The following is a 26731-nucleotide window of genomic DNA, read 5'->3' on the forward strand; positions in this document are numbered from 1 at the left end:
CGAGCGCGAGCAGATCTGGCTGCACGCCCAGAAGGACCTGGAGCTGCTGACCAACAACGACCGCACCGAGGAGATCGGCAACGACAGCTTCCTCAGCGTGCACCACGATCGCGTGAGCGAGATCCATAGCGACGACCACCTGACCGTGCATGGGCAGCGCCACACCCAGGTCGACGGCGACGACCACCTGATCGTCGACGCCACCCGCCACGAGAAGACCGGCCGCGCCCAGCTCATCGAGGCTGGCCAGGAGATTCACCACCAGGCGGGCATGAAGGTCGTGATCGAGGCCGGTGCCGAGATCACCCTCCAGGCCGGCGGCAGCTTCATCAAGCTCGACCCCAGCGGCGTGACCATCGTCGGCGCCCAGGTCAAGATCAACTCCGGCGGCAGCCCCGGCTCCGGCTCCGGCCAGGCGGCCCAGGGGCCGGTGTTGCCGAGGGAGGTGGAGGCGGCGCCCCAGTTCACTCCGGTGCAGGCGCCACAGCACGCGGCACTGTTGCAGCAGCAGGCCTTGTGTCCAGTGTGTGAATCGGGCAGTAGCGGTTGAAGACCATGATGGAACTCTGGCCGTTGACGTCGGGACTATCGGGGGGTGGATGGGCCTGGCCCGTCGAGAAGCAGGTTTATCTGCTCCTCGATGGCGTACGAGTGCAGGAACTGCCACGCCGGCTCTATGAATGGTCCGAAGGCAGGCTGGAGGCAGACCTGCTCTACGCCGGCACCCCTTGGGCCGAGGTGAAAGACGTATCCCCCTGGTTGGTGCAGCTGAATGGATTGGATGATCCGGTGCTCCAGGCTTTCCTCGCCGATGGCCTGGAGCCGGAGTGGGGCTATCTGGTCGAGAGCGGAGCCAGCCTCACCGAGGTCGCAGACCATTTGCGCAGCCTGATCCTGGTGCGCCATCCGCTCGACGTGCCCATGCTGCTTCGGCTTGCCGACCCGGCGGTCATCGCTGCTCTGTTGCAGGAGGGTAGTACGCCGGCCTTGGTGCCGTGGGGGCCCATCGAGCGCCTGGTGCTACCGGATGCCGTGGCCGAGGCGTGGCAGAGCTGGGCGCCGGCTGAGGACGAAGCGCCCCCACTGGCGCCTACCTCGGCAGGCTATCGCCTATCCGAGGCTCAACTTCAACGGCTGCAGGCCTGCGACCTGCGCCGGCATGCCCGGCAGTTAATGGGTTTTGTCGACCAGCACTGCGCTGGCTGGCTGATGGAGACGAGCCGGCCGCAGCGTCATGTCCAACTCCTCGAGATCGTGCGTGAAGCCCGTGACATGGGCTTCACCTCGCCGCGAGAATGGGCGCTGCTATGCACCCTGATGGCCCGTCTCGGCATCACCACCTGGAGCGATCGCGCCACCGATACCCCCGCCTACCGCTGGCTCACGGCGAAGCATCTCAGCAGCCTCGAGCGTCTCGAGGCCGCCCTGAAAGCGGCCAACACTCATCAATCCCCCGTCATGACATAGGGAGCATGTCATATGTCCGCATTCGAGCGACCCAATAATGACCGCGGTGATGGAGCACTGGCGGCGTATGAACTGCCGTGCCGTGACAGCGACGAGGGCGCCACCTGCCCGTTGATCAACGGCAAGGTTCAACTGCTGCCTCTACGCTATGGCCTGGTCGAGGAGCTGGTGCCCGGGTGCTCGACTCCCTACACCTTGAGTGCGCGGCCTCTTGGCATTCGCCTGCTGCGTAACGGCTTCCTCTATGTGCTCGATGGTGAAACCAACGACCTCGCCGAATACGAGTTTCGTGATCAAGGCGATACGATCACCGGCGGCAAGCTTGAGTACGAGACGGATCGGACCCTCTACGTCTGCTTCTCCGAAGTGCAGTGGACCGACGCCAAGCGTGCCCAGGTGCAGCAGAGCGAAGCGGATCGCGACGCCTTCATGCAGGCCGTCGATCTCTCGGGAGCCAACCCCGTTTCCGGTGGCGGGGATCACCTGATCACCACTGTCCAGGCAGAAGAGTGGGTGGCCGAATTCGCCGAAGATGCCGAGCTGGAACAACCCGAAGGCGGCCACGAGCAGGAAGGCGAGGCCTACCACTGGGAGAACGATCACTACTACCACAAGTCCCGTCTTGGAAAACTGCTCAAGCAGCACAAGGTCAAGGATCGCGACGAATGCCTCTGCCTGGTCGTGCGCGATGATATCGGTGTCATGCGCGACCTGGCCATGTTCCAGGACAACGTGGTGGGGTGGATCGAGGAATGGGCCGAGGAAGATGAAGAACGTACGCAGCGTAACTATCTGCTCGGCTGTTATATCGAGTCCATCACACAGTTGACGGCCGAGACATTGGAGTCACTGGCGCCCGGTGAAGAAGGGTCGCCGGAACGGGAGCTTTGGCAAGACTTGGAGGCACTGGAGGAGACGAATAGAGAGGAAACTCGGCAAACGGTACTGGACTATCTGAATGAAGATGAAGCGCTTCCGCAGTCCTACGATCCTGACTTGCCAGATGATCTTAGAGAGAGGTTGCTCGAGGTAAGCCCAAAACCGAGTCGAACCAATGCCTATGAGATCCAGCAAATCCAACAGCAGGAGATACGCCGCTACTATGCCAACGATGCCTTGGCAGAAGCCGATAATGGCTTTATCGAGAAGCATCTGGACACCTTGCTCGACCTCAAGCAAACCAATAACCGGCGTGTCCGTGATATTTTGGAAGGGGCTTCCTTTGGTCAGCGCGGGGTCAACGGCCTCATTCGCCGCGGCGACATGGATCAATTTCTGGAACAGCAGCGGCCCAAGCTAGCGCGCTGGCATGCCCTACTGGCACATATCAGCCAAGACCGGGCCGATATGCTGTGCTCCAGCTACTTCCACTTGGCAGCCTGGTATTTTGACGCCGACAACGAAGCGCAGGTAGAGAAAGCCTTCTCGGCGGAATACGCCTGTACGCGGGATATCTGTCGAGACGATGAGGTCATCGACAGAATAAAGCAGTGGTTGACGGAGCATCCCGAGTACGATCGCCCTCTTTTCCATACCCGCAGCATGCAGGAGCAAGCGGCGCTGATCAAGGACTATACATCTCTCATCGCCGCGGGATACGGCATTCTGAATCATCTGGACAGCTGGGTAGATAGGCTGAAGGGGGCCGAAAATGGAAAGCTACCCGACCTGACGAAACTTCCTGAAAATATCCAATCCTTGGCGAATGGTGCCAGAACCAACCTGACACCTGCGGTAGGCGCCGGGCTAGCCAGGATCATGGAGCAACTGCAACAGGCCACCGGGCAGAGCGGTTTCACCATGCCCGATCTCGAGGACCTGTTTCGCCAGCTTGATCCCCCCGCTGTCTGGGCGCGCATAGTCGATGCCGCCAAGGAGAACGGCGCCCGCTTCGTTTTCTCGACGCAGAGTCTAGAAGAGCTGATGGATCTGGTGGAAGAGACCCTAGCCCTACGCCAGCGCCTCACCAGCTTGAACAACAGAAAGCGTCAGGCGGCCGGAGCAGAGCGAGACCGGTTGAGTGCTGAGCGCCGTGGGGTACAGGCACAACTGGACGCCAACGAGCATCGCCTGGCGGCGGGTTTGAGTCCGGTTGGCGACGTGGGTGCCGACGACCTTACCTTGTCGGAAGGCGACAGTGGCCGAGCCGGCCTGGTGCTGGAGTTCGATGATGCCGGCAAGGCCGTGGCAGTCGGACGGCTGACCAGCAACCTCCGTCAGGGAATCTACCGTGCCCCGCCGGCAGGACTATTAGGTGATGGTGTGGGGTTGCTGGTGTTTATTGGCCAGGCGGTGGGGCTGTGGGCAGCTGCAAAGGCATTGAGCAATGTGGGGGATGATGCGACGAGAGAAGAAATAAGTGATTTAAAGAGAAAGTTTTTGGCAGCATCATCTGCAACAGCTGCATCAGGCTTCTTGGCAGCGCAAAGCATTGGTGATACCGCGCTTCAAGCCCAGGCGCGTGCCTTGGGGAATGCTGCCAATGTCAGCCGCTCAAGCGGTGTATATACTCAATTAGGGCGAATGCATTATGGTCTTGGATTTGCAGGATATGGTTTTGGTTTTTTTGCTTCGGCGTTTGGCTTGTACGGTAACAGACACAACTGGCAGGATGCGGTGCGCAGCGGAAACGGTACGGCACAGGGAGCAGCCGCACTGGCAATGGTAGGTGATGCCGGATTGATGGGGGCGCACGGCTATGGGCTGGTTTCCAATGCTAGGGCTGGTATTGCCGTAGCGCGCGGTATGATCACATGGGCGACAGCAGGGCCTCATCTAGCATCGGTATTTTGGCGCTTCAATGCCATTGGTCTGGCATTTTCGGTGCTGCAGCTCGGTGGCACCTGGCTATATAATCGTCACAATATCAGTCAACATGACCAGTGGCTGTTGGACTCTCCCTGGGGAGTGGAAGAGGGCAATGAATCTCTTGAGCATTATCTGAGTGAGCTACAGCGTATTAGCCAAGCCGCCCATATCACCTTGGAAGAGATCTACACAGAGAGCTGGCGACCCAACTGGACACGCAGTCCCGATCACTACCGGGTCGCGCTGCATCTGCCTGGGCTATCGCCCGAGGCACTGCAGCCCCCATTGGTAGGCCAGGCACCTGTACGCCTCGCGCTCAAGGCATGGCAGGTGCAACCTATACAGATATGGCAGCGTGAAGGCACAGTGCGAGCACCCGAACACTGGCTGGAAGCGACATCAGAGCTGGCGGAAGCGCTAGTGATCGGTACCAATGACAAGGATGGGCATGTCACCCTATCGGGGCGAGCCCCTGCCCACCGGCCCACCCCCCATGGGTATGAGACCGAACATTGGGTGGTCGGGGTGCGACTGGAGCACCTCGATGACGAAGGAGACTATCAGCCAAGTGATGCCTATATCTATATCGATCCACGCGGTGGGGCCGGTAGCGACAAGCGTTATACCCCCTCGGTATTTCCCCGTCGAGGCGATCCAGGGAGCTGGTATGCTATCGATCTTTGATCAGCAGGATAATAAGAGACGAAAAGGAACTTGACTATGCGTAACAAGGCGCCGGACCTGCCGCAGCCAGAGCTATCTCAGCTTCATCGTGCGGGCGATACCCAGGCGATTCCCGGCGGGCGCATTACCTATCTGGCGCCCCTGCCCTTATCGACGGGCCAGCCGCCGCTGGATATGAGCAAGGCCGTAAGCGAGCTTAATGATACTTGGCTGGATTTCGGGGGGGGGTGGCCAAATGTCTTTGGTTGGCAGCATATTACGGGAGGAGTATGTGTTATTGTTTTATTCTGCTTATTGGTGCTCCCGGCGATAAGTTTTATGCTGTTGCCAACCAATTTGGCGGCAGAAGTGTACGGAGGTTTTTTTTGGACAGGAATATTAGGAGGGGCGGCCGTTTTTTTGCTCGCATATCTCGGTTACCGCCTCGGCATGAATGATTTGAAACGCAGCATCCCCATCCGCTTTAATCGTCAGCGTCGTGAAGTCTGCTTTACCCTGACCGATACGCAGGAAACCGTCTTCGTGCCCTGGGAGTCCTTGATGGCCTGGGTAGTGGAGGCCCGTGGGGCGACCCAGTATGGCGTGCAGCAGCAGTATGGCATGGGCGTCGGCTATGCCCACCCGGAGACGGGCAAGTGGTTGAAGCTCGAATATTTGGCGGCGGGCTTGCCCCTGGCGATCAGCAACTGGGAAGCGTTGCGTGCCTACATGGAGTATGAAGTCCACTCCCTGCATGAAATCCAGGATCCCCACCTGCCGCGCGGCAAGGACGATCCGCCCTGGGAAGGGGTGCATACGCTGCGCAATGCGCGTCGCCGAATGCGCGAGCGCCGGGCCAAGGGTGAAGTGGGGCCGGTCTTCGCTTTCTTCTGGTATGCCTATCACGTCATCGAGCTATGGAACCTGCCCGGCTACCTGACCGAGTGGGAAGCCAAGCGCCTGATGAAGACGCGCCCCAAGCTGCGTCCGGCGGAAGTGGAGGAGTGGTCCAAACCACTGCCCAAGGAACAGTGGGCCAAGCCCAGCGAGGAGCTGGTACGCCTGTCAGCCGAGGTGCGCCGACTGCGCGAGGAAAACCCACATCGTTCCATCGAAGAGATCTTCGCCGACGCCTATCGTCGCCAGGGAGTCGAGGCGTAGCGCTCCCGGGTGTGGATAACCCAAGTGTCACGTTATCCACACCCATTGGCGTCGCCCGTTTCAGTGGAGCCAACCCTTGGAGGGGAGTCGACCATGCCCGAGGTCCCCTGTCAGGGCTCCTGCCGGCTCGGTGGGGGCCATGACCCCCGCGTCGGTTGCGGATGGGCGCGCAGCAGCCAGGAGGCGGCGGCCACGCCGGCCAGGCCGACGATGGCGCCGGGCAGGGCGCCGAGCGCCAGGCTGACGATGATGCCGCCCAGTAGCGCCGCGCCGCCGGCCAGAATCGCCGGGGTGCCGGTGGCCGAGACCACGTCGCGCTTGCGGCTCATCTCGAAGGTCACCACCGCGACCATCACCGGGGCGACGGCCACGATGCACAGCAGGATCCACCACAGGCGGCCGAGCCAGAAGCCCACTTCCCCGGGTATGCCGGCGTCGATGGGCAGGCCGAGGCGCTCGCCCAGCCAAGCCGCTGGCAACTCGGCGAGCTTGTGCCAGAGGTAGAGCGGCATGCCCAGGGCGCCGAGGATCGTCACCACCCTGTCGACCCGGCGGCGCTCCAGCAGGCGTCGTACCGGGCCTTCGCAGGCGAGCACCGCACCCACCTGGACCCACATCACGCCGACCAGGGCCAGGGTCGGCGGCAGCAGGTTGCTGGGGGCGCCGAACGCGCCATCGACCATGGCGACGGGGTAGCCGGAGGCCACCGCGGCGGCCAGCCACAGCAGCCCCAGCAGCAGCAGGGCGAGGCCGGTGCCCAGGCCGGAGAAGCGGCCGCGCTTCCAGGCGATGCCGAGCTGCTGAGGCAGCAGCCAGACGACGGCGGCGTTGAGCCAGCCGATGCCGCCGCCGTTGCCGGTGACCCGTGTGCCCAGCTCCAGCAGGTCGGCGGGGGCCGCGAGGCCGGCGCGCAGGACGTCGACCGTGGCGGCGATCAGCAGCAGGCCCGCCACGGCCTTGAGCCCCCAGCGGCGATCGGCCCAGACGCTGAGCGGCAGCAGCGCCTGCACCCCCAGCAGCATCATCAGGAACCACAGATGAACGGTCAGCGAGTGGTTGAGGGGGCCGAGCAGCCGGCCCCCGGTATAGGCGGCGAGGATGACGAAGGCCACCAGCACCGCCAGGTAGGTGACGGTGGGGCGAGCGAGCCCCAGCGCCCGGCCCGCCCACCAGTGCAGTTGGCGATGGCCCTGCTCCAGCCGGCGTTGGGCGCCGTCTGCGCTCACCGCGGCCGAGACGAACACGAACAGCGGGACGACCTGCAGTACCCAGGTGAGCACGCCGGCGCCCGTCCACACCAGCAGCAGGTGGTCGGTCGTGGTCATCAGGCCGTTTTCGAGCCGTGGCAAAGTGGCGATCCAGTGGCCGAACACCACCACCAGCAACGCGCCGGCGCGCAGCGCGTCGGGATAACGGTCCCTGGCGTGCGTGTCGCAGCCGGCCCTGTCCTGGCGTGTCTGGCGGCTGGCGTTCCGGGGTGCACTGTTCATCTTCGATCGGCCCTTGCAAAAGCCCGGTGCTTGGCTAAGATAGTTTTCGAACACCGTTTCCTAACATCTTCCATGAAACCCCGACGCCATGCAAGACCACCCTCCATCGTGCCGAACCCGAGGAACTTCCCATGGATACCCAGGTACTGCTGATCCATGTGCTGCTGTACGTCTTCCTGCCCCTGTGGGGGCTCGCCGGCTTTGCCGACTGGTGCTGTCACCGGGCCACCCGCATCGAGGAGACGTCGGGCCTGAAGGAGTCGCTGATGCATTCGTTGATGGGCCTTCAGGTCGGTATCCCCATCATTGTCTGCCTGCTCTTCCGCATCAATGTCCTGGTCCTGCTGATCTGCCTGCTGGCCTGGGTGCTGCATGAGGCGGTGGCCCACTGGGACGTTCACTATGCGGCGCCGCGCCGGCGTATCAGCATCTGGGAAATGCATGCCCACAGCTACCTGGCCAGCCTGCCGCTCTACATGCTGGCGATGATCATGGTCATCAACTGGCCGGTGGTGGTGGACCTGGTGACCTTCGCCTGGCAGGGCCAGCTGCAGCTGGTGCCCCTGGACGTGCCCCATGGCGGGGAGCGCTACCTGCCCTACTACCTGACGTTCATGGCACTGCTGTGCGTCTTTCCCTACCTGGAAGAGAACCTGCGCTGTCTGCGCCACGCCCTGAAGCACGGGAGCCAACCCTCGTGAGCGTCTATATCACCAGCACCGGGCACTATCTGCCGGGCGACCCCGTGGACAACGAACGGATCGAGGCGGTGCTCGGCCTGGTCAACGGCAAGCCGAGCCGCCTCAAGCGTCGGATCCTGCAGTCCAACGGCATCCAGCAGCGCCACTACGCCATCGATGCCGACCACAACACCACCATCAGCAATAGCGAAATGGCGGCGCGGGCCGGTCAGGCGTGTCTCGACCAGGGGTACCTGGGCAAGTCGCGGCTCGACATGCTGAGCGTGGCCACCAGCCAGGGCGACCTGGTGCTGCCCGGTTTCGGCAGCATGGTGCAGGCGGAGCTGGGCGTGTCCGGCGTGGAGCTGCACAGCAGCCACGGCATCTGCTCGAGCAGCATGATGGCGCTGAAGGCCGCCTACACCGGCCTCAAGGCCGGCGAGCATGCCAACGCCCTGGTGATCGCCAGCGAGCTGGCGTCGCGCCTGTTCAAGGCCAGCCGCTACGAGGCGGTCGCGGAGGAGGTCGATTTCAATGCCGAGTTCCTGCGCTGGATGCTCTCGGACGGCGCGGGTGCCCTGCTGCTGGAGAGCGGCCCGCGCGAGCGCTGCTTTCGCATCGACTGGATTCGTGGGTTCTCCCACGCCGACGCCTATCCGGTGTGCATGAGCGTCGGCCAGGCGGCCTCCGCCGGCGAGGCCAGGAGCTGGCAGGACTTCCCCACCTACGCCGAGGCGGAGGCCGCCGGGGCCCTGCTGATCCGCCAGGATGTCCGCCTGCTCGACAACATCGTCAAGCTCGGCGTCGACGGGCTGCTGCGGCTGATCGACGAGGGGCGGGTCGAGGTGGACCGGGTCGACCACGTGCTCTGCCATTATTCGTCGCACTATTTCCGCGGCAGGATCTTCGACATGTTGACCCAGGCCGGGGCGGCCATTCCCGAGGCGAAGTGGTACACCAACCTCTATACCCGGGGAAATACCGGCTGCGCCTCGCTGTTCATCATGCTCGACGAGTTCCGCCGCACCCAGCACTACCGGTCCGGGGACATCCTCCTGTGCATGGTGCCGGAGAGCGGCCGGTTCAATAACGTCTACATGCAACTGACGGTCGTGGAGGAGTAGCCATGGAAAGCAAGGTCACCACCCGGGTGGGTCAGGAGTGTCTTCAGGGCCTGATGCGCATCTGGTTCGATTTCGAGCGCCAGCTGGGCCGGGTGCCGGTGATCCAGCGTCTGGAGCGCGGCCGGTTCACCCGGGCGGACTACCGCACCCTGTTGCTGCATCTGCGCCAGCAGGTGATCGAAGGGGCACGCTGGATCACCCGCGGGGCCTCGAGTTTCGACCGCGACTTCGCCGATGTGCGCTCGATGGTCATCGGCCACGCCCGGGAGGAGCACCGCGACTACGAGATGCTGGAAGCCGACTTCGTCGCCGCGGGCGGTGAGCCGGACGAGATCCGGGAGGCGCAGCGCAATGCCGGCAGCGAGGCGCTGCACGCCTTCATGATGTACCGCGCCAGCCAGCCCAACCCCGTCGACCTGATCGGCGCCATGTGGATCATCGAGGGGCTGGGCCAGAAGATGGCCGGTGACTGGGCCCGACGGATCGACGAGGCCACCGACGGCGATGGCCGTTACACCCGCTTCATGCGCTACCACGGCGAGAACGACGACGCCCACCTGGACAAGCTCTACGCGTTGATCGACCGGGTGTGCCGCACGCAGCGCGACCTGCAGTCGATCCTGCGCACCGCACGGGTGGTGGCGCGGCTCTATGCCCTGCAGCTGGAGGAGATCGACCATGGCTGATACCGGGAACAGGCCCCGCAGCCCCTTCCTGCGGGCCCTGGCAGTCGACGACTCCCTCCCCATCGAGCCCGAGGCGGTGCGGCTGTGGCTGAACGATATCGAGACCCCGACGCGCTGGTCGCTGCGCCCGCTGCTGCAGTTCCTGCTGGCGATGCTGCTGCACCTGATCTGGTTCGTGAAGCGCCTGCCGCTGCCCCAGTTCCGCGCCCATGGGCTGCTGCAGCGGCTGATCTGCTGGTTCTGCTCCCACTTCGTCAGCCCGCACGCCAACCGGCTGATCCTTCGTCACTTCGCCACCGAATCCAATGTCCTCAACTTCCTCATCGACAACAGCGAGGAACTCGGGGTCGAGCCCCTGACGCTCTACCCCAGCCGTATCGACGACATGCTCGACGCCAGCTTCGTCAAGCACGACCAGGAGCTGTTCCGGGTCATCGAGGAACTGGGCCCCTGGCGGCCTCCCGCGGCGCCGCTGTCGACGCACGCCATCAGCTGGCGGCACTGGCGCCCGCTGGAGGGAGCGGCTGGCGAGGCGCCGCGCAAGCGCACCCAGGTGCTGGACTTCGAGAGCGCCCACGCGCTGTTCATGTGCCTGTTCTGCCTGCTGCTGACCCGCGAGGAGTACCGTGACGCCATCAACGGCTTCAACCTCGACCAGTCGATCGCGATCCGCATCGGTCAGTTGATCGGCGACCCAAGCCTGGCCGAGATGGCCTACAACAAGTATCCCCACTACCTGGTCGGCCCGTGGAACCTGAGCCAGCGCTTCCTGATGCACGGTTTCTTCACTGAGTACCTCTACGCGCGGCTGGAGCGGTTGCGGTGTCGAGGCTAGCCGGCCGGCGAACGGTTCCCGTGCGTCCGGTACGCTGTTAGCGTATCGGAGGCGGCTTGTTGCCTCGTTTGTCACGTCGAAGGAGTGACCCGGATGATCACGCTATACGGCTTTCCCTCGTCCCGCTCGCTGCGGGTGGCCTGGACCCTCGAGGAGCTGGGGCTCGAGTATGACTACCATCATGTCGACATGAGGGCCGGCGAGGGGCGGGGCGAGGCCCACCTGGCGCGCCATCCCGACGGCAAGGTGCCGGTGCTTCAAGATGGCGAGCTGACGCTGTTCGAGTCCTCGGCCATCTGTCGTTACCTGGCCGAACGTTATGGCGAGCCGGGCGGCTTGCTGCCGGCGTCGGTCGAGGATCGGGCCCGGGTCGATCAGTGGATGAGCTTCGTGATCGGCGAACTCGAACAACCGCTCTGGACCCAGGGCAAGCACACGTTCGCCCTGCCGAGCGAGCGGCGGGTGCCAGCGGTGCTGCCCTCCGCGGCCTGGGAGTTCCAGCGGGCCCTGGCGGCGCTTGAGCGGCGCTTCGACGGCGAGGGCTGGCTGGTGGGGGAGCGCTTCACCGTGGCGGACCTGCTGATGGGCCATACCCTGAGCTGGGGCGTGAAGTTCAAGCACCGCCTGCCGGAGTCGCTGGAGGCCTATCGCCAGCGATGTGTGTCGCGGCCCGCCTTGGGCAGGGCCGTCGAGCGCGAGCAGCAGGCCGCCGAGCCAACCTGAGCGACCGGAACCTCAGGCCCCGAAGGGCAGCACGGCGGCATAGACCGCGAAGTAGTGGCAGGTGCTGCCGCCGAGGACGAACAGGTGCCAGATGGCGTGGTTGAAGGGGATCGCCTGGATCGCATAGAAGACCACGCCGAAGGTATAGGTGATGCCGCCGGCGACCAGCAGGGCGATGCCGGTCGACGGGAGGCTGGCCGCCAGCTCGTCGCCGGCGAAGACGATCAGCCAGCCCATCAGCAGGTAGATGGCCACGCGCAGCACGGAGAACCGGTGGGGCCAGGCCAGCTTGCAGGCGATGCCGCCCAGCGCCAGGGACCAGACGATGGCGAACAGGGTCCAGCCGGTGGCGCCGCGCATGTTGACCAGCAGGAAGGGGGTGTAGGTGCCGGCGATCAACAGGTAGATGGCGCAGTGGTCCAGTACCTGGAACAGCCGCTTCAGGCGAGGGTGGCGGACGCCGTGGTAGAGGGTCGAGACGCTATAGAGCAGTACCAGGGTGAGGCCATAGAGGCTGATGCCGACGATCTTCCAGGGGTCGATCTGGGCGGCCAGGCTGGCCATCACGAGCAGCACCGTGACCCCGGCCAGGCTGAGAACCGCGCCGACACCGTGGCTGATGCTGTGCAGCAACTCCTCGATGGCGCTGTAGTGATGCTCGCTTTCCGGCGCGGCGTGAGTCATGGGGGTTCCTCCATGATCCGGAGTGACCCCGACACCGGCCATCGGCTCAGGGCTTGCGCTCGATATCCACGTCGCTGGCCTGGGTGAAGTCGCCCAGCACCATCATGTGGCCGAGCTTACCGGCCTTGGTGGAAAGATAGTGCTCGTTATGGGGATTGAGACCCGTGGTCAACGGTACTCGTTCCGCCACGGTGACACCGGCCTTGGTCAGGGCGTCGACCTTGCGCGGGTTGTTGGTCATCAGCTTGAGCGACGCGATGCCGAGGTGCTCGAGCATCGGTACGCAGAGGTCGTAGCGGCGCAGGTCGGCGCCGAAGCCCAGCTGCTCGTTGGCCTCGACGGTGTCGGCGCCCTGGTCCTGCAGGTGGTAGGCGCGGATCTTGTTGAGCAGGCCGATGCCGCGGCCCTCCTGGCGCAGGTAGAGCAGCACGCCACGTCCCTCTTCGGCGATGCGCTTGAGCGCCTCCTGCAACTGGTAGCCGCAGTCGCAGCGCATCGAGAACAGCGCGTCCCCCGTCAGGCACTCGGAGTGGACCCGTCCCAGTACCGGCGCGCCGTCGGCCACGTCACCCAGCGTCAGGGCGATATGATCCTTGCCGGTAGCCTCGTCTTCGAAGCCATGCATGGTAAAGGTGGCCCAGGGGGTGGGCAGTCGGGAGGCGGCGATGAATCGGATCGTCACGGGTAACCTCGGTGTCAGACCACGGCAGTGCCGGCAGGTGGAGCGCCATTCTAGCAGGAAGGCGCGACGGGCTCACGGTTGTCGCCCCGGTCGCGATGTCCGGGGGCCGATGTTCGGGTACAATGACGCCCACATTTTCCGTGGATGACCGCCCGCATGGAACTCAACAACGATCGCATTCTGCGCGCCCTGGCGCGTCAGCCGGTGGACCGCACCCCGGTGTGGATGATGCGACAGGCCGGCCGTTACCTGCCGGAGTACCGCGCCACTCGCGCCGCGGCCGGCGACTTCATGGCCCTCTGCCGCAACCACGAGCTCGCCTGCGAGGTCACCCTGCAGCCGCTGGAGCGCTATCCGCTGGATGCGGCGATCCTGTTCTCGGACATCCTGACCATCCCCGATGCGATGGGGCTGGGGCTCTACTTCGAAACCGGCGAGGGGCCGAAATTCCGCAAGCCCGTGCGCACCACGGCGGACGTCGAGGCACTGGCCGTGCCCGATGCCGAGCGTGACCTGGACTACGTGATGCGGGCGGTGTCCACCATCCGCCGCGAGCTGAACGGCCGCGTGCCGCTGATCGGCTTCTCCGGCAGCCCCTGGACGCTGGCCACCTACATGGTCGAGGGCAGCTCCAGCAAGGACTTCCGCCACGTCAAGGCGATGCTCTACGACACGCCGGACACCATGCACCGGCTGCTCGATACGCTGGCCGCCGCGGTCACCGACTACCTGAATGCCCAGATCCGTGCCGGCGCCCAGGCCGTGCAGATCTTCGACACTTGGGGTGGGGCGCTCTCTACGCCGGCCTACCTGGAGTTCTCGCTGCGCTACATGGAGCAGATCGTCGCCGGCCTGATCCGCGAGCACGAGGGCAGGCGCGTGCCGGTGATCCTGTTCACCAAGAACGGCGGCCAGTGGCTCGAGGACATGGCCACGGCCGGGGCCGATGCCCTGGGGCTGGACTGGACCACGGAGCTCTCCGAGGCGCGGGCCCGGGTCGGGCATCGCGTCGCCCTGCAGGGCAACCTGGACCCCAACGTGCTGTTCGCCCGCCCCACGGCCATCCGTGCCGAGGTGGCGCGTACCCTCGACAGCTTCGGGGCGGGGCCGGGGCATGTCTTCAACCTGGGCCACGGCATCAGCCAGTTCACCGACCCGGACCGTGTCACGGCCTTCATGGAGGCCCTGCACGAGCTGAGCCCGGCCTACCATCGCAACATCCAGCATGGCTGAGTGGCTGCGGGGGCTGGCCTGGTGTGAGGATAGAAAGTGGCGCCGCCTGTGGGCGGCGCTGGCCGTTCTGGGGGCGGTCGCCATCGCGCTGGGCAGCCTGACCCCGGGCAGCGAGATGCCCGACCGCCTGCCCTGGGACAAGGCCAACCACTTCGTCGGTTACGCCGGCCTGGTGGGGCTCGCTGGCCTGGCCGGGATGCGCCTGCCGATCGCCTTCGCCGTCGCCGTGCTCTACGGCATCGCCATCGAGTACGCCCAGATCCCGGTGCCCGGGCGCAGCGGCGGCGACTGGCACGACCTCCTCGCCAACGGCCTGGGCGCGGCTTCTGCCGCCCTGGTGCTGCACGCCTTGCGCCGCTTGCGGAATCCCTGACTCCCCGCTGTCATCGTCACCCACGGCTCCACCGCCAAGGTTCCGGCATGGGGCACATCGGCAGGCCGCTAGAGTCGAGGCTCCCTGGACGAGGGAGCTTCGGCGACGCCGCCACCGGCCAGGTCGAGGGTCGGCTCGTTGCTGGCGCCGCGGGGGCGCAGGCGCTCGGCGGGGCGCGTCACCCTGGCGTTGCCGAGGACACCGTCCCCGCTCTCGAGCGGACGTGCCTCGCTGGTCCAGGCGGCCTCCTCGGCGTGAACCGCCGGACGGCGCTCGAAGGAGCGGGTGACCACGGCACCCGGGGCGAAGCCGGGGCGCTGGCTCGCGAGGTGGTGTGGCAGCAGCCACAGCTCGGCGAGCAGGCGCAGGCCGATGGCGGCCAGCAGCCAGGTACCGATGCCCAGCGCCAGCGTTGGCCAGGCACCGGTCCAGTCGACCGGGGCGAGCCAGGGGGTGCGGGGTGCCAACCACAGGGCGGCGCCGGCGAGCAGGCCGAGCTGCAGCAGCAGGTGACAACTCAGCAGGGTGGAGCGGGCCAGGGGGCGGCGGGGAAACAGCAACTGTCGCATCGGGGGTCCTCCCGGAGGATGCACATCGTGATGATGAGTCGGGCCGGTATCCATACCGACTAGGCGAAATGCTACCCCAGTTCCCGGAACGCTGCAGTCACCTCTTGCAACGACCGCTGCCGGGTTGACCAGCCGGGGTGGCCTTGCCAATGTTGAATGAGAGGCACAAGCATGGTGTCCATCGGGTTTGGCTTCGCCCATTCAACCAGCATCAAGGAGTTGCTATGACAACCTATATCGTGGTGGCCGATGCAGCGCGGGCGCGGATCTTCACCCGCGATGCGCTCAAGCTGGTAGAGCATGACAGCCTGTTACACGCTGCGGGGCGGTTGCACGAGGGCGATCTGGTCACCGATCGTGGGGCCGATGTCCACGAGTCGATGTCGACGATGTCGCGCTCCTCCGGTGTGGAGAACTCCGCCTCGCAGCATGAGGAGATCGTCTTCGCCAAGGAGGTGGCCGAGCGCCTCTACCGGGCCAGGGTCGACAATACCATGGAGAAGTTGATCATGGTGGCCCCGCCGCGTTTCCTGGGGTTGTTGCGTGACAAGCTCGATGGCCCGACCACCAAGCTGGTCATTCACACCCTCTCCAAGGACCTCTCCAAGGCCAGCCTCGGCGATATCCAGGAGGCCGTCAGCGACCTGCGTTGAGACCATCTCGCCGACCACGGCGGTATGACGGGACGCCCGGCCAGGCCGGGCGTTGTCGCGTTATCCACAAGACCTCGCTCGGCACGGGCTGTGGATCGATGCCTCGATCACGGCACCTGGGGCAGGTCGATCTCGTCGCTGCGTCGGATGCCCTCGGTCATCTGCCGGCACAGCCGCAGGAATTCACGCATGCCGGTGGCCAGGTACTTGTGACGGTGCCAGATGAAACTGAACTGACGGCTCAGGTCGAGTTCCGGGGTGGGGATCGCCACCAGGCTGCCGCGCCGGAAGGCATCTCGCAGCGCCAGCTTCGACACGCAGCCGATGCCGAGCCCCGACTCCACCGCCCGCTTGATGCCCTCGGTATGCTCCAGTTCGAGCAGGATGTTGAAGCGTCCGCGCCGGTGGCGGGCGGCCTGCTCCAGGGTCAGGCGAGTGCCGGAGCCCTGTTCGCGCATGATCCAGGCCTCGCGCAGCAACCGGTCCAGTTCCACCCTGCCGGCCCCGGCCAAGGGGTGGCGGGGCGAACAGAACACCGCCAGTTCGTCCTCCACCCAGGGCTGGGTGATCACGTCGTCGTCCTCGCACTGCCCTTCGATCAGCCCCAGGTCGAGCTCATGGTGACGCACGCTGTCGATGATGGCGCGGGTGTTGCGCACCGAGAGGCGCACCCGGCTCCCCGGGTGACGCTGCATGAAGTCGCTGATCAGCAGGGTCGCCAGGTAGTTGCCGATGGTCAGGGTGGCGCCCACATCCAGCGAGCCCACCCCCTGCTGGCCGCGCAGCAGTTCCTCGACCTCCTCGGCCCGATCGAGCAGGGCCACCGCCTTGGGCAGCAGCTGGAAGCCCAGGGCATTGAGCTTCAGCCGTTTGCCGATGCGATCCAGCAATTGGCAGTCGAACTGTCGCTCCAGTTCGGCCAGGGCGGTGCTCGCCGCCGACTGGGAGAGGGCCAGGGCACGGGCGGCGTGGGATACGCTCTCGTGCTGGGCGACGGCGACGAAGACTTCCAGCTGACGCAGGGTATAGCGCATGGGGGGGCTCCCGAGACTCTATATCTGTAGTATAGATAAGCGTTATCCATACAATCCATTTAACAGATATCAAGCGATCTCTTAGACTTGCCGACATAGATTACACGACGCATTTATGCGTCTATGGAATATCAAAGGAGTCGGCATGAGCAAATTCGCCCTTGAAGAGGTGCTCAGTGTTCACCACTGGAACGACACCCTGTTCAGCTTCCGTACCACCCGCGAGCGCAGCCTGCGCTTCAAGAACGGCCAGTTCGTGATGATCGGCCTCGAGGTGAACGGCAAGCCGCTGATGCGCGCCTACTCCATCGCCAGCCCCAACTACGAGGACCATCTGGAGTTCTTCAGCATCAAGGTGCCGGATGGCCCCCTGACCTCGCGGCTCCAGCACCTCAAGGTGGGTGACCAGATCATGGTCAGCCGCAAGCCCACCGGTACCCTGGTCACCGATGACCTGCTGCCGGGGCGCAATCTCTACATGCTCTCCACCGGTACCGGTCTGGCCCCCTTCATGAGTCTGATCCAGGATCCCGAGGTCTACGAGCGCTTCGAGAAGGTGGTGCTGGTGCATGGCGTGCGCAGCGTCAGCGAACTCGCCTATGCCGACTTCATTTCCAAGGAGCTGCCCGCCCACGAGTACCTGGGGGAGGAGATCGCCGAGAAGCTGGTCTACTACCCCACGGTGACCCGCGAGGAGTTCCATACCATGGGGCGCCTCACCGACCATATCCGCAGCGGCAAGCTCGCCGAGGATACCGGCCTGCCGCCGCTCGACCCCAAGCAGGACCGGGCGATGATCTGCGGCAGCCCGGCGATGCTCGACGAGACCAGCGGCCTGCTCGACGAACTGGGCTTCAACATCTCGCCACGCATGGGCGAGCCCGGCGACTACGTGATCGAGCGCGCCTTCGTCGAGAAGTAAGCCACCAGCCGTACGCTTTGAGCCGCAAGAAAACCGCCTCCGTGGCCTTGCCCCTGAGGCGGTTCTATTCAGGCTGCCTTCCAGCTTCCAGCTTCCAGCTTCCAGTTGTCAGACCGCGTCCTTGCCGGTCTCCCCGGTACGGATACGGATCACCTGCTCCAGCGGGGTGACGAAGATCTTGCCGTCGCCGATCTTGCCGGTATTGGCCACCTGGGTGATGGCGTCGATCACCTTCTCGGCCATCTCCTCGTCCACCGCGACCTCGAGCTTGACCTTGGGCAGGAAGTCGACGACATACTCGGCACCGCGATAGAGCTCGGTGTGCCCCTTCTGCCGGCCGAACCCCTTGACCTCGGTGACGGTGATGCCCTGAACGCCGATCTCGGAAAGGGATTCCCGCACGTCGTCGAGCTTGAAGGGTTTGATGATGGCGGTCACCAGTTTCATGGTTGCTGTCCTCGTCCTGTCCGGGTGTCGATGGCCGGGGCCATCATGCTCATAGTGTCCAAGCATACACCGCGGAGGGGGTGAATAAAAAAGGCCCCCTGGGGGGCCTTGGCGAGTGCGTGAAGACGCGTGCGGTTAGGGGGTATGCGGCTGGGAGCGGGCCTGTGCCACATGACCGCTGGAGCCGCGGCCGAACCCCCCGCCGTTGACGTTGGCCACGCGGAACTCGGGATAGGCCTCCAGGCCGCATTCGGCCAGGTCGACCCCTTCGTACTCTTCCTCTTCGCTGACCCGGATGCCCATGATGGCCTTGAGGATCAGCCACACGGCCAGGCTGGCCGCGAACACCCAGATGAAGATGCCGAGGATGCCGATGATCTGGGCGCCGAAGCTGGCATCACCGTTGGAGAGGGGCACCACCAGCACGCCCCAGATACCCACCACCCCGTGCACCGAGATGGCGCCGACCGGGTCGTCGATCTTCAGCTTGTCGAGGGCGACGATGGAGGCCACCACGATCAGGCCGCCCACGGCGCCGATCAGGGTGGCGCCGAACGCGGAAGGCGACAGCGGGTCGGCGGTGATGGCCACCAGGCCGGCCAGGGCGCCGTTCAGGGCCATGGTCAGGTCGGCCTTGCGGAACCACAGCTTGGCCAGTATCAGGGCGGCGATGACGCCGCCGGCGGCCGCGGCGTTGGTGTTGACCAGCACCTGGGCGACGTTGTTGGCGGAGGCCGCGTCGGACAGCTTCAGCTCGGAGCCGCCGTTGAAGCCGAACCAGCCCATCCACAGGATGAAGGTGCCCAGGGTGGCCAGCGGCAGGTTGGCCCCGGGGATGGCGTAGATGCTGCCGTCCTTGCCGTACTTGCCCTTGCGGGGACCGAGGACCAGCACGCCGGCCAGGGCCGCGGACGCACCGGCCAGGTGCACGATGCCGGAGCCGGCATAGTCGGAGTAGCCGAGCTCGGAGAGCCAGCCGCCGCCCCAGGTCCAGTAACCGGAGATCGGGTAGATGACGCCGGTCATCACCACGGCGAAGGCGAGGAAGGCCCACAGCTTCATGCGTTCGGCCACGGCGCCGGAGACGATGGACATGGCGGTGGCCACGAACACCACCTGGAAGAAGAAGTCGGAACGTGCCGAGTAGTAGGGAGCGTCGTCGCCGGAGAGCACCGCATCGACGCTGTTCTCACCGCCGATCAGGAAGCCCAGGCTCGGCAGGAAGCCGCCCTCGCTGCTTGAGTACATGATGTAGTAGCCCACCACCAGGTACATGGTGCAGGCGACGGCAAACAGGGTGATGTTCTTGGTGAGGATCTCGGCGGTGTTCTTGGAGCGCACCAGGCCGGCCTCGAGCATCGAGAAGCCCGCGGCCATCCACATCACCAGCACGCCGCAGATCAGGAAGTAGAAGGTGTCGACCGCGTACATCAGCTCGGTCAGGTCAGTCAGCTCTGTCATGGGATGTCTCCGTGCAGGGAATCATGAGCGTCATCAGACGGCGTCGGCACCGCGCTCGCCGGTACGAATGCGGATGACGTCCTCGAGCGGGGTCACGAACACCTTGCCGTCGCCGATCTTGCCGCTGTTGGCGGCATTGCAGATGGCCTCGAGCACTCCTTCGAGACGGGCGTCGTCCACGGCGACCTCGACCTTGACCTTGGGCAGGAAGTCGACGACATACTCGGCACCGCGATAGAGCTCGGTGTGGCCCTTCTGCCGGCCGAACCCCTTGACCTCGGTGACGGTGATGCCCTGGACGCCGTTGTCGGCCAGTGCCTCGCGGACATCGTCGAGTTTGAATGGCTTGATGATGGCGGTGATGAGCTTCATCACGTGTCTCCACTACTGGGTTGGCAGCGGCTTGCCAGCCGCCGATGCATGACTGCCCTATCTCTGCGCAAACCATGCCAGTAATGGGTAATCTTCTTATTATCAAGGTGATGGAAGGGGAATGAGGTACAACAGGCGGGGATGTCACACGTGCCGGGCCAGTGGTTGCACTGTTGTGGTGCTTCCTGTTGATGTGCGTGCGCCATGACGGAGCGGGGTGGGTGAATGCACGGGCATGGCGGCTTGCGTATCCTGTAGGCAGCCACCCCAAGATGACGCAGGAGAAACCCCATGGTGAGCCATGACCGCATCAGTCGCCTCGCCCAGCAGATCGGCGACAGGTTGCAGGGGGCCTCGCAGGCTCCGGAAGAGGTACAGAAGGGTATCCAGCAGGTGGTGCGTGGCGCCTTTGATCGCCTCGAGCTGGTGTCGCGTGAGGATTTCGACATCCTGATGGATGTGCTGCAACGCACCCGGGCCCGGGTCGAGGCGCTGGAGACACAGGTCGCGGCCCTGGAGGAGGCACTGGACACCCGCCGGCCCACCGGTCCTGGCAGCGGGGACAACGAGCCCGCTGCCGTCGATGAGACGGTGGTTTCCGATGAGAGTGGCGGCGACAGCCAGACCGACCGCTGAGGCCAGCGGGCGAGGACGCCTTCGCTGGGCTAGCCTGAAGTCAGACGACACGCGAGGGACCGCGCATGACGCTGGCGATCATCCACACCCGGGCGGGCCTCGGCCTGGAGGCGCCCGAGGTGCAGGTCGAGGTGCACCTGGCCAATGGCCTGCCCGGCATGACCCTGGTGGGGCTGCCCGAGGCCGCGGTGAAGGAGAGCCGTGAAAGGGTGCGCAGCGCCCTGGTCAACGCCGGCTTCGACTTCCCCAACACCCGCCGTATCACCCTCAACCTGGCGCCCGCCGACCTGCCCAAGGAGGGCGGGCGCTTCGACCTGCCCATCGCCCTGGGCCTGCTGGTGGCCTCCGGCCAGGTGCCGCCCGAGGTACTGGACGGGGTCGAGAGTGCCGGCGAGCTGGCGCTGGACGGCCGGCTGCGCCCGGTCACCGGGGTGCTGCCGCTGGCCATGGCGACCCGTGCCGTCGGGCGCCGCCTGATCGTGCCGCGGGCCAACGCCGACGAGGCCGCCCTGGCCGGTGACCTCGAGGTGCTGCCCGCCGACCACCTGCTCGAGGTGGTCGCCCACCTGCTCGGCCAGTCACCCATCGCCCCCCATCGCCTTGCCCGACCGGCCGCCATCGCGGGCCCCGGGGCCGACCTGATCGACGTGCGCGGTCAGCACCAGGCGCGCCGTGCCCTGGAGGTCGCCGCGGCCGGCGGCCACAACCTGCTAATGTCATGTCTTTGGAGACCCATGTAATATGGATATCTTTTTTCTCATCTGTATCTACTTCCTCAAGCCGATATGGTAATGTCAAAAAAAGTAGAGCTAGTGCAGGGATTTGGTTTGGAGTCGACTAAGCGTTTCTTTTATATGCTTCTAGTGGAAAGCTGGCTGGCTAAGCTATTAGGCTCTCCAGTATTGTCTATTGTAGTGCCAATTTTGGTGGGGCTTTATTACATTGTTCTCGATGTCTGGGGTGATGACTGGAGCATTATTGTAGACTTTAAATCATTCCATGAAATTGCTTTTTCTTTGCTTGCCGGTGCGACAGTGTTTGTTGCCTTTTGGAGAGGTGTGTCCGAAAGCCTCAAGTCCAAGGTCGATAATCAGTCTCTGGTCATGCAAAAGTCCATTGCTCTTTATTGTAATGAGCTTGTTCATAATAAGGCGCAGACTGTCCTTCATCGTGCCAAGAGTCTAAAGCCAAATGCAAACCCTTTCAGGAGAGTGGTTCTTCCGCAAAGTCAGATAAGGCGTTCTATTGAAGGAATCCATAAGCTTTTATCTGATGCTTTCAGAATAGAGAGGAGGAATATAAGAATTACAATAATTTCTCGAAGGCCTACTGGTGGGAAATGGCATTATGAATTTAAGCACAAAGTACAGAGAGAGCATCACCCTGCTGACAAAATCATGAACGGCTGCTCTGCTGCTAGTCATTGTTATAGTACTGGGGAGTCGCTTTTCATAGCCGACATCAGGAAAGGCATCAAAGAAAGCGTTTTCATGCACTCAGAAAGGTCGCAAGGTGCTGAAATTGGCTCTCTTTTCTGTAAGCCGGTGAAAATTGTTGTCAACTCCTGTCAGTTCGACTACATTTTTACTATTGCTATTTATGGTGAGTTGCTATGTCCGCCATATAAAAAGGATGAGTGCTCTGCTTGGGCAAATATATTTGATGATATTGCCGACCGGATTGAGCTGGAGCTGTATCTCCTTTCAGTGGATAAATACAGTTCAAGCGGAGGTAAAATGTCATGACTACGAAAATATTAATGAACGGTAGGGATGAGTTCAAGTCTCCAACTAGCTTTGCTAAAAAGCTAAGGGATGCAGCAGTTGTTAGGCTCTCTAGGGTGTACTTGGGGAATGATGACGAGCCTAAAGTTGTTCTTAAGATTGAGCGGGGCCGCTCGACTCTTGTGCTGACTCTAAGTAACGGTTGCGGACAGCCAGGCGAGACTAGGGTTTACGAATTGGTGAGAGATAAGAAAGTTGATGACCATGAATATGGTCCTATTGTTCACAAGGTTAAATATTTAGATTCTAACTTGCCGCTTCCTAATGGAAGAGTTCCTAAGTGAGACTGAGTTTTTTGCTTGATCATGGCCAACACCGCCAACATAACCGTTCGCCAAGACAGCGAAGGCCGCTACAACCTCAACGACCTGCACAAGGCAGCCGGTGGGGGGCGCTGACACAGCACCATCGAGTTCTTCCGTCGGGATTCTACTCAGGAGCTAGTCAGGGAATTGGAATCCCAAACCACACAAGTCTGCGTCAATAAGAAGCGCGGACGATACGGCGGCACCTTCGTCGCCAAGGAGCTGGTCTACGCCTACGCCATGTGGATCAGCCCAGCTTTCCAACTCAAGGTGATCCGTGCCCCTCATGGCAAGGCTAGTGGGTGGCAGGTAATGACTTGCCAGTGCATGTGCTTGTGTGGCTCACACATGGCTATTCTCACCCTGGGAAGGGCTACCCTACTGCTTCGCTCCACAAAGCTCTCAGAAAGCCACACAGCGCCCGCACAATTCCCCCTCACCTTAGGAGGAGAAGTGTTCCTCTGGGGGCAATCCAAGAAGGCTCGGCATACTGAGATCACCTTCGAGCCCCGCCATAACCGTAGCTTAGTCGCTTTCGGGAGGCCCCTAGTAACGGTCCCTTTGATAGGGATGCATGAGAAAGGGGACCAACCCGACACAGTCCGATCAAGCTGCTTATCGGTGTCTCGGCTCGGCCTCGCCAGTCGACGGGAACACAGAGAGCAGCGACGAGCACTCACGCCCTGACCCTGTCCATGGTCCCGTGAACCGCTCTGAAGATCGGTGGAAGGATCCTCAGGAGGTGGTGGCCCTGGGTGCAGTCCGAGCGACCTGACGATACCTGATCGTCGGGCTGACTACGGGGTGGCGGGGGATCCAGAAGACTGGCACCTGAGATCATCTCCCTTAGAGAATTTCTAGTAGGTCATCGTCTGGAAAACCGATATGTTCGGTCCGTTGGTTCTCTGTAGAGATGGTCATCATCCATGATCATCCCTTGAAAGGCCCTTCCCTAGTGCTTCCTGTGAGGTATACCAACAGACCTCCCCTCTCATCCTTTCCGGCTCTTCCCTTGAGCCATCGTCATTAACCAAATCCAGCACATTCTCGAAGGCAGTCGGTCAGGCTGACGGTTCGTCCGTCTGCTGGTCCGTCTGTCTGAAGGGAACCGACTGTCTCCGACAATGAGGACGAAACAATCATGGTTGCACCAAACACACTTGCCGATACCAATGGCCCGACCGATACCGTCAGTATCTTTACCGATGGAGCCTGTAGCAATAACGGTCAGAGAAACCCACAGGGAGGCTGGGGAGCTGTCCTACTCAGTGCCTCGGGGCATCGTCTGAAGATCGCTGACAAGCTCCAGGGTGAGCCAGTGACCAACAACCGAGCCGAACTGACCGCCGTTATTGAAGCGCTATCGGCACTGAAGAAGGCTTCTTCTGTAGATCTGACCACCGACAGTGAATATGTCATGAAGGGAGCCACGGAATGGCTTCACGGATGGAAACGGAAAGGCTGGAAGACGGCCAGCAAGAAGCCCGTCAAGAATGCTGACCTGTGGAAACGGCTCGATGAGCTGCTGGGTATTCACTCCGTCCGGTTTCATTGGGTCCGTGGCCACTGCGGACACCCGGAGAACGAACTTGCCGATGCTCTGGCGGTGGCTGGTGCTGAGGGTCAGTCAGTGAAGGAGTATGGCTAGTCGAGCCCGACCGTCCCTGGTCAGGAGTCACCTCCCTGATGATGGAAGCTTCATAGCCACCGTCCTGAAGGCTCCGGGCTTCCGGGCCCTTGCCATGACGCATGTTTCGTACTTCCCAGGATGGGCGTAGGTTTCAGCTGGCGTCATACCTTGAACGTAGCTGAGCACCGGGGGATTTCCGTGCGAGATCGTTTCGTCAATTTGTAAGATATCGCTGACAAACTCATGACGACATCTCCAGCCTCTCATGGGTGTCTGCTGCCAGACGAAGTGCCTCGGCAAAGGACTGAGGAACCTGGGGCCGGTCCACCTGTTTCTCCAGCTCCTGCCAGCGATCCACCAGGCGAGCGGTGAACTCGGGGGACAGCTGGGCGATGATCACATAGCTGTCACGCTTGCCGATCAGGTGGTGGGTAGTCCACTGCTTACGTCCCAGAGAGTCGGTGAAGGACGTTTCCTCCATTGGTGGAAGCGTGATAACTCCCCGTTCTACAAGACGTTCGACGGTTCGCTTCACGCTGTCATGGCGTACCTCCACCACCTCCGCGATCTCGCGGCTGGACATGGTGAGTTCGTTGCCGGTCACGGCGGTCATCATTGCGTTGCTCATTGCGCTGCTCTCTCAGTTATCGTGGGTTGCTTGGACGTGGGTTTAACTCAGATTTGAGTGAATCTTCTCCGAGCTGCTCCAGCTGGACGTGGGCTGTCCTAGAGTGAGGAGGAATTGGCTCGTAGCGGTTTCGGTAGTCCTTAAGTGGGCAGACCGCAGTGGCGGGAAGTGCAGACACGTGGGGATTCGATCTGCATGTGGTCCGTCGATCTGGTGGAACTTTCCATTCAGACTCCGTGTGAGAGCCACAACTCCAGAAGAACGGCACTCCGAGGGCTGACTTCCGGCCATTTCATGGCGAATTTCTGAGCTGGTATTGATAGATATAGAGAGCCTTAGATCCCCCATAGTCCCACCGAACTGGCACAAGTGGCGTATTGGAAGGTCGATTTTTCGATACCCATGGAGGATGAACGACACGGACGGAAACCCATCCCGCACGGAGCGGCAGCCAGAGACCTTCGGTCGAGGAAGACCTCAGCGAGTACCGTCCTCCAAGGCTGAGCATCAGGGGTTACAGCACCGGGTCATGCTTGGCATCCGCCCACCGATCCAGGGACAGTCCACACTGGTTCCAGGCTACCTGTCCGACCATGGGCACACGGATGAACACGTCACCCGACACCAACCGGATGATTAGGCTGCCGATCCCTGCCTCGATTCCCCGACGTTCCAGCTGCAGTCGCATTCCTGCGTCTCCTTATCTGTCGTTCGATAGACTCGGTACGATACTCAGTACTCGCCCTACCGGCTGTGCTGCTATCGCTGCGCGATGGGCTTTCTCTCCCACACTACAAGGACTCTACGGGCGATGACTAATCGAATTCAACCCTTTGATTTTATGGGTTAATTCACCAATAGGAATAGTTCGAGAAGCGGATGAATCACGGATAAAAGACGGGGCTCTGATAGGACCCGCCGTGCGATACTCTCCCGGCTTTTCCTTCCTATCCTCTATCCAGTCTAACCAGCAGATGCCCTCTTTTCGGCTCGCTGAACGGTGCTGATGCCACAGCCGATAATGTCTGCGGTCTTGCGGACGCTGAAGCCTTGCTCCCTCAGCTCCAAGATGCGCCGATGCTTCTCCTTGTCCACTGGACGGCCCTTATAGCGGCCCTGATCCTTGGCCTTGGCGATGCCCTCCGCCTGACGCCTCCGTCTGTCTTCGTAGTCCTTGCGAGCAACAGCGGCCAGCATGTCCAGCAGCATGGCGTTTACTGCGTCCAGCATCCTTCCAGTGAAGTCATCGCCGGTGCTGACGGTCAAGGCTGCGTGGCTGGTTGGTAGATCCAGGGAGACGACACGAAGACCAGCACTCTGGATGGCAACCTTCAGCCTGTCCCAATCGTCCTTCGCCAGACGCGTCAGCCTGTCGACCTGTTCGACCAACAGCACGTCTCCCGGCCTAGCGTCATCGATCAGGCGGGATAGCTCTGTCCTGTCCGCTCTGGTGCCGCTGGCGTTCTCTACATACCACGAGGCCACACTGGCACCTTTCTCCGCTGTGAAGCGCTCCAGAGCCTCACGGGCACGACTGGCGTTCTGATCATCGGTCGAGGCCCTGAGGTAAGCACGGATGAAGCCCGGTTGGTTGGTCATGACGTTGAACCCTCCGACTGGCTGTGTGTTCATTTGGGTGTGGTCACATTAGTTGTGATCGTTTGGGTTGTCAATGCATGGA

The 26731-nt window shown here is 62.7% G+C and carries 29 protein-coding genes and 1 pseudogene; 19 read left to right on the forward strand and 11 right to left on the reverse strand.

The window, feature by feature from the left end:
• From QLQ85_RS10790 to QLQ85_RS10805, 4 genes are all read left to right on the forward strand, one after another.
• Window positions 1–550: bacteriophage T4 gp5 trimerisation domain-containing protein (locus QLQ85_RS10790; RefSeq protein ID WP_407650380.1), on the forward strand; the 550-nt coding region annotated here is incomplete at its 5' end.
• Window positions 551–555: 5 nt separating this feature from the next.
• The gene (locus tag QLQ85_RS10795) at window positions 556–1467 is read left to right on the forward strand and encodes a DUF4123 domain-containing protein (protein ID WP_282738988.1); all 912 of its coding nucleotides are present in this window, start codon (window positions 556–558) and stop codon (window positions 1465–1467) included.
• 12 nt (window positions 1468–1479) lie between these two features.
• Entirely contained in the window at window positions 1480–4959 is a 3480-nt protein-coding gene (locus tag QLQ85_RS10800; RefSeq protein WP_282738989.1) for a toxin VasX, read from the forward strand.
• 36 nt (window positions 4960–4995) lie between these two features.
• Window positions 4996–6099 (forward strand): hypothetical protein, encoded by a 1104-nt coding sequence (locus tag QLQ85_RS10805; RefSeq protein ID WP_282738990.1) that lies wholly within the window; start codon window positions 4996–4998, stop codon window positions 6097–6099.
• Window positions 6100–6209: 110 nt separating this feature from the next.
• On the opposite strand, the gene QLQ85_RS10810 is transcribed toward QLQ85_RS10805, so the two are convergent.
• Window positions 6210–7589, reverse strand: a complete 1380-nt coding sequence (locus QLQ85_RS10810) for an acyltransferase family protein (RefSeq protein ID WP_282738991.1) — start codon at window positions 7587–7589, stop codon at window positions 6210–6212.
• A gap of 131 nt (window positions 7590–7720) precedes the next feature.
• Between QLQ85_RS10810 and QLQ85_RS10815 the strand changes: the two genes are divergently transcribed.
• The 5 genes from QLQ85_RS10815 (at window position 7721) to QLQ85_RS10835 (ending at window position 11637) form a co-directional block, all read left to right on the forward strand.
• A complete protein-coding gene (locus QLQ85_RS10815) occupies window positions 7721–8290 on the forward strand; it encodes a diguanylate cyclase (protein ID WP_282738992.1) in 570 nt (189 codons plus the stop codon).
• On the forward strand, window positions 8287–9393 hold the full coding sequence (locus QLQ85_RS10820) for a beta-ketoacyl-ACP synthase III (protein WP_282738993.1): 1107 nt from the start codon (window positions 8287–8289) through the stop codon (window positions 9391–9393). The genes QLQ85_RS10815 and QLQ85_RS10820 overlap by 4 nt, the downstream gene beginning before the upstream one ends.
• A gap of 2 nt (window positions 9394–9395) precedes the next feature.
• Window positions 9396–10079 carry an iron-containing redox enzyme family protein gene (locus QLQ85_RS10825; protein WP_282738994.1) on the forward strand — a complete coding sequence of 228 codons (684 nt, stop codon included), beginning with the start codon at window positions 9396–9398 and terminating at the stop codon, window positions 10077–10079.
• The gene (locus tag QLQ85_RS10830; RefSeq protein ID WP_282738995.1) at window positions 10072–10914 is read left to right on the forward strand and encodes a DUF6999 family protein; all 843 of its coding nucleotides are present in this window, start codon (window positions 10072–10074) and stop codon (window positions 10912–10914) included. The genes QLQ85_RS10825 and QLQ85_RS10830 overlap by 8 nt, the downstream gene beginning before the upstream one ends.
• A gap of 93 nt (window positions 10915–11007) precedes the next feature.
• On the forward strand, window positions 11008–11637 hold the full coding sequence (locus QLQ85_RS10835) for a glutathione S-transferase family protein (RefSeq protein ID WP_282738996.1): 630 nt from the start codon (window positions 11008–11010) through the stop codon (window positions 11635–11637).
• Between the two features lie 12 nt (window positions 11638–11649).
• On the opposite strand, the gene trhA is transcribed toward QLQ85_RS10835, so the two are convergent.
• Complete coding sequence (gene trhA / locus QLQ85_RS10840; protein WP_282738997.1) at window positions 11650–12321, reverse strand: PAQR family membrane homeostasis protein TrhA; 672 nt, start codon at window positions 12319–12321, stop codon at window positions 11650–11652.
• A gap of 46 nt (window positions 12322–12367) precedes the next feature.
• Window positions 12368–13003 (reverse strand): GTP cyclohydrolase II, encoded by a 636-nt coding sequence (gene ribA, locus QLQ85_RS10845; RefSeq protein WP_282738998.1) that lies wholly within the window; start codon window positions 13001–13003, stop codon window positions 12368–12370.
• A gap of 156 nt (window positions 13004–13159) precedes the next feature.
• Here ribA and hemE point away from each other — a divergent pair, with 156 nt between their 5' ends.
• Together hemE and QLQ85_RS10855 are read left to right on the forward strand one after the other, a co-directional pair.
• Complete coding sequence (gene hemE, locus QLQ85_RS10850) at window positions 13160–14236, forward strand: uroporphyrinogen decarboxylase (protein ID WP_282738999.1); 1077 nt, start codon at window positions 13160–13162, stop codon at window positions 14234–14236.
• Window positions 14229–14609 carry a VanZ family protein gene (locus tag QLQ85_RS10855; protein ID WP_282739000.1) on the forward strand — a complete coding sequence of 127 codons (381 nt, stop codon included), beginning with the start codon at window positions 14229–14231 and terminating at the stop codon, window positions 14607–14609. The genes hemE and QLQ85_RS10855 overlap by 8 nt, the downstream gene beginning before the upstream one ends.
• A 68-nt stretch (window positions 14610–14677) precedes the next feature.
• On the opposite strand, the gene QLQ85_RS10860 is transcribed toward QLQ85_RS10855, so the two are convergent.
• Window positions 14678–15178: a hypothetical protein gene (locus tag QLQ85_RS10860; RefSeq protein ID WP_282739001.1), complete on the reverse strand. Its 501-nt coding sequence runs from the start codon at window positions 15176–15178 to the stop codon at window positions 14678–14680.
• 224 nt (window positions 15179–15402) lie between these two features.
• Here QLQ85_RS10860 and QLQ85_RS10865 point away from each other — a divergent pair, with 224 nt between their 5' ends.
• Window positions 15403–15831 (forward strand): host attachment protein, encoded by a 429-nt coding sequence (locus tag QLQ85_RS10865; protein ID WP_282739002.1) that lies wholly within the window; start codon window positions 15403–15405, stop codon window positions 15829–15831.
• A 107-nt stretch (window positions 15832–15938) separates the two neighbouring features.
• Here QLQ85_RS10865 and QLQ85_RS10870 read toward each other — a convergent pair whose 3' ends face one another.
• Window positions 15939–16865, reverse strand: coding sequence for a LysR family transcriptional regulator (locus tag QLQ85_RS10870; protein ID WP_282739003.1), 927 nt, complete (start codon window positions 16863–16865; stop codon window positions 15939–15941).
• A 145-nt stretch (window positions 16866–17010) separates the two neighbouring features.
• Here QLQ85_RS10870 and QLQ85_RS10875 point away from each other — a divergent pair, with 145 nt between their 5' ends.
• Window positions 17011–17787, forward strand: coding sequence for a ferredoxin--NADP reductase (locus tag QLQ85_RS10875; RefSeq protein WP_282739004.1), 777 nt, complete (start codon window positions 17011–17013; stop codon window positions 17785–17787).
• A 108-nt stretch (window positions 17788–17895) separates the two neighbouring features.
• Here the strand turns inward: QLQ85_RS10875 and glnK are convergent, their stop codons facing one another.
• From glnK to QLQ85_RS10890, 3 genes are all read right to left on the reverse strand, one after another.
• Window positions 17896–18234 carry a P-II family nitrogen regulator gene (gene glnK, locus QLQ85_RS10880; RefSeq protein ID WP_102628999.1) on the reverse strand — a complete coding sequence of 113 codons (339 nt, stop codon included), beginning with the start codon at window positions 18232–18234 and terminating at the stop codon, window positions 17896–17898.
• Between the two features lie 135 nt (window positions 18235–18369).
• On the reverse strand, window positions 18370–19695 hold the full coding sequence (locus tag QLQ85_RS10885) for an ammonium transporter (RefSeq protein ID WP_407650381.1): 1326 nt from the start codon (window positions 19693–19695) through the stop codon (window positions 18370–18372).
• 33 nt (window positions 19696–19728) lie between these two features.
• Window positions 19729–20067 (reverse strand): P-II family nitrogen regulator, encoded by a 339-nt coding sequence (locus QLQ85_RS10890; RefSeq protein WP_066451957.1) that lies wholly within the window; start codon window positions 20065–20067, stop codon window positions 19729–19731.
• 291 nt (window positions 20068–20358) lie between these two features.
• Between QLQ85_RS10890 and QLQ85_RS10895 the strand changes: the two genes are divergently transcribed.
• From QLQ85_RS10895 to rnhA, 6 genes and pseudogenes are all read left to right on the forward strand, one after another.
• Complete coding sequence (locus QLQ85_RS10895) at window positions 20359–20703, forward strand: accessory factor UbiK family protein (RefSeq protein ID WP_282739005.1); 345 nt, start codon at window positions 20359–20361, stop codon at window positions 20701–20703.
• A gap of 65 nt (window positions 20704–20768) precedes the next feature.
• A pseudogene (locus tag QLQ85_RS10900) lies at window positions 20769–21422 on the forward strand (magnesium chelatase domain-containing protein); the annotation flags it as partial.
• 72 nt (window positions 21423–21494) lie between these two features.
• Window positions 21495–22448 carry a hypothetical protein gene (locus tag QLQ85_RS10905; protein ID WP_282739006.1) on the forward strand — a complete coding sequence of 318 codons (954 nt, stop codon included), beginning with the start codon at window positions 21495–21497 and terminating at the stop codon, window positions 22446–22448.
• Window positions 22445–22771, forward strand: a complete 327-nt coding sequence (locus tag QLQ85_RS10910) for a hypothetical protein (RefSeq protein ID WP_282739007.1) — start codon at window positions 22445–22447, stop codon at window positions 22769–22771. Before QLQ85_RS10905 ends, QLQ85_RS10910 begins: the two co-directional genes overlap by 4 nt.
• Before the next feature lie 123 nt (window positions 22772–22894).
• Window positions 22895–23479, forward strand: a complete 585-nt coding sequence (locus tag QLQ85_RS22875) for a KilA-N domain-containing protein (RefSeq protein WP_407650382.1) — start codon at window positions 22895–22897, stop codon at window positions 23477–23479.
• A gap of 454 nt (window positions 23480–23933) precedes the next feature.
• Complete coding sequence (gene rnhA / locus QLQ85_RS10915) at window positions 23934–24440, forward strand: ribonuclease HI (RefSeq protein WP_282739008.1); 507 nt, start codon at window positions 23934–23936, stop codon at window positions 24438–24440.
• A 223-nt stretch (window positions 24441–24663) separates the two neighbouring features.
• On the opposite strand, the gene QLQ85_RS10920 is transcribed toward rnhA, so the two are convergent.
• The 3 genes from QLQ85_RS10920 to QLQ85_RS10930 all read right to left on the reverse strand — a co-directional run bounded on the left by QLQ85_RS10920 (window position 24664) and on the right by QLQ85_RS10930 (window position 26649).
• Window positions 24664–25050: a Rha family transcriptional regulator gene (locus tag QLQ85_RS10920; protein ID WP_282739009.1), complete on the reverse strand. Its 387-nt coding sequence runs from the start codon at window positions 25048–25050 to the stop codon at window positions 24664–24666.
• 514 nt (window positions 25051–25564) lie between these two features.
• Window positions 25565–25738: a hypothetical protein gene (locus QLQ85_RS10925; RefSeq protein ID WP_282739010.1), complete on the reverse strand. Its 174-nt coding sequence runs from the start codon at window positions 25736–25738 to the stop codon at window positions 25565–25567.
• A gap of 275 nt (window positions 25739–26013) precedes the next feature.
• Window positions 26014–26649: a recombinase family protein gene (locus tag QLQ85_RS10930; RefSeq protein ID WP_282739011.1), complete on the reverse strand. Its 636-nt coding sequence runs from the start codon at window positions 26647–26649 to the stop codon at window positions 26014–26016.
• Window positions 26650–26731: the final 82 nt, after the last annotated feature.

The organism is Halomonas kalidii (assembly GCF_030010475.1).
Classification (GTDB): Bacteria; Pseudomonadota; Gammaproteobacteria; order Pseudomonadales; family Halomonadaceae; genus Halomonas; species Halomonas heilongjiangensis.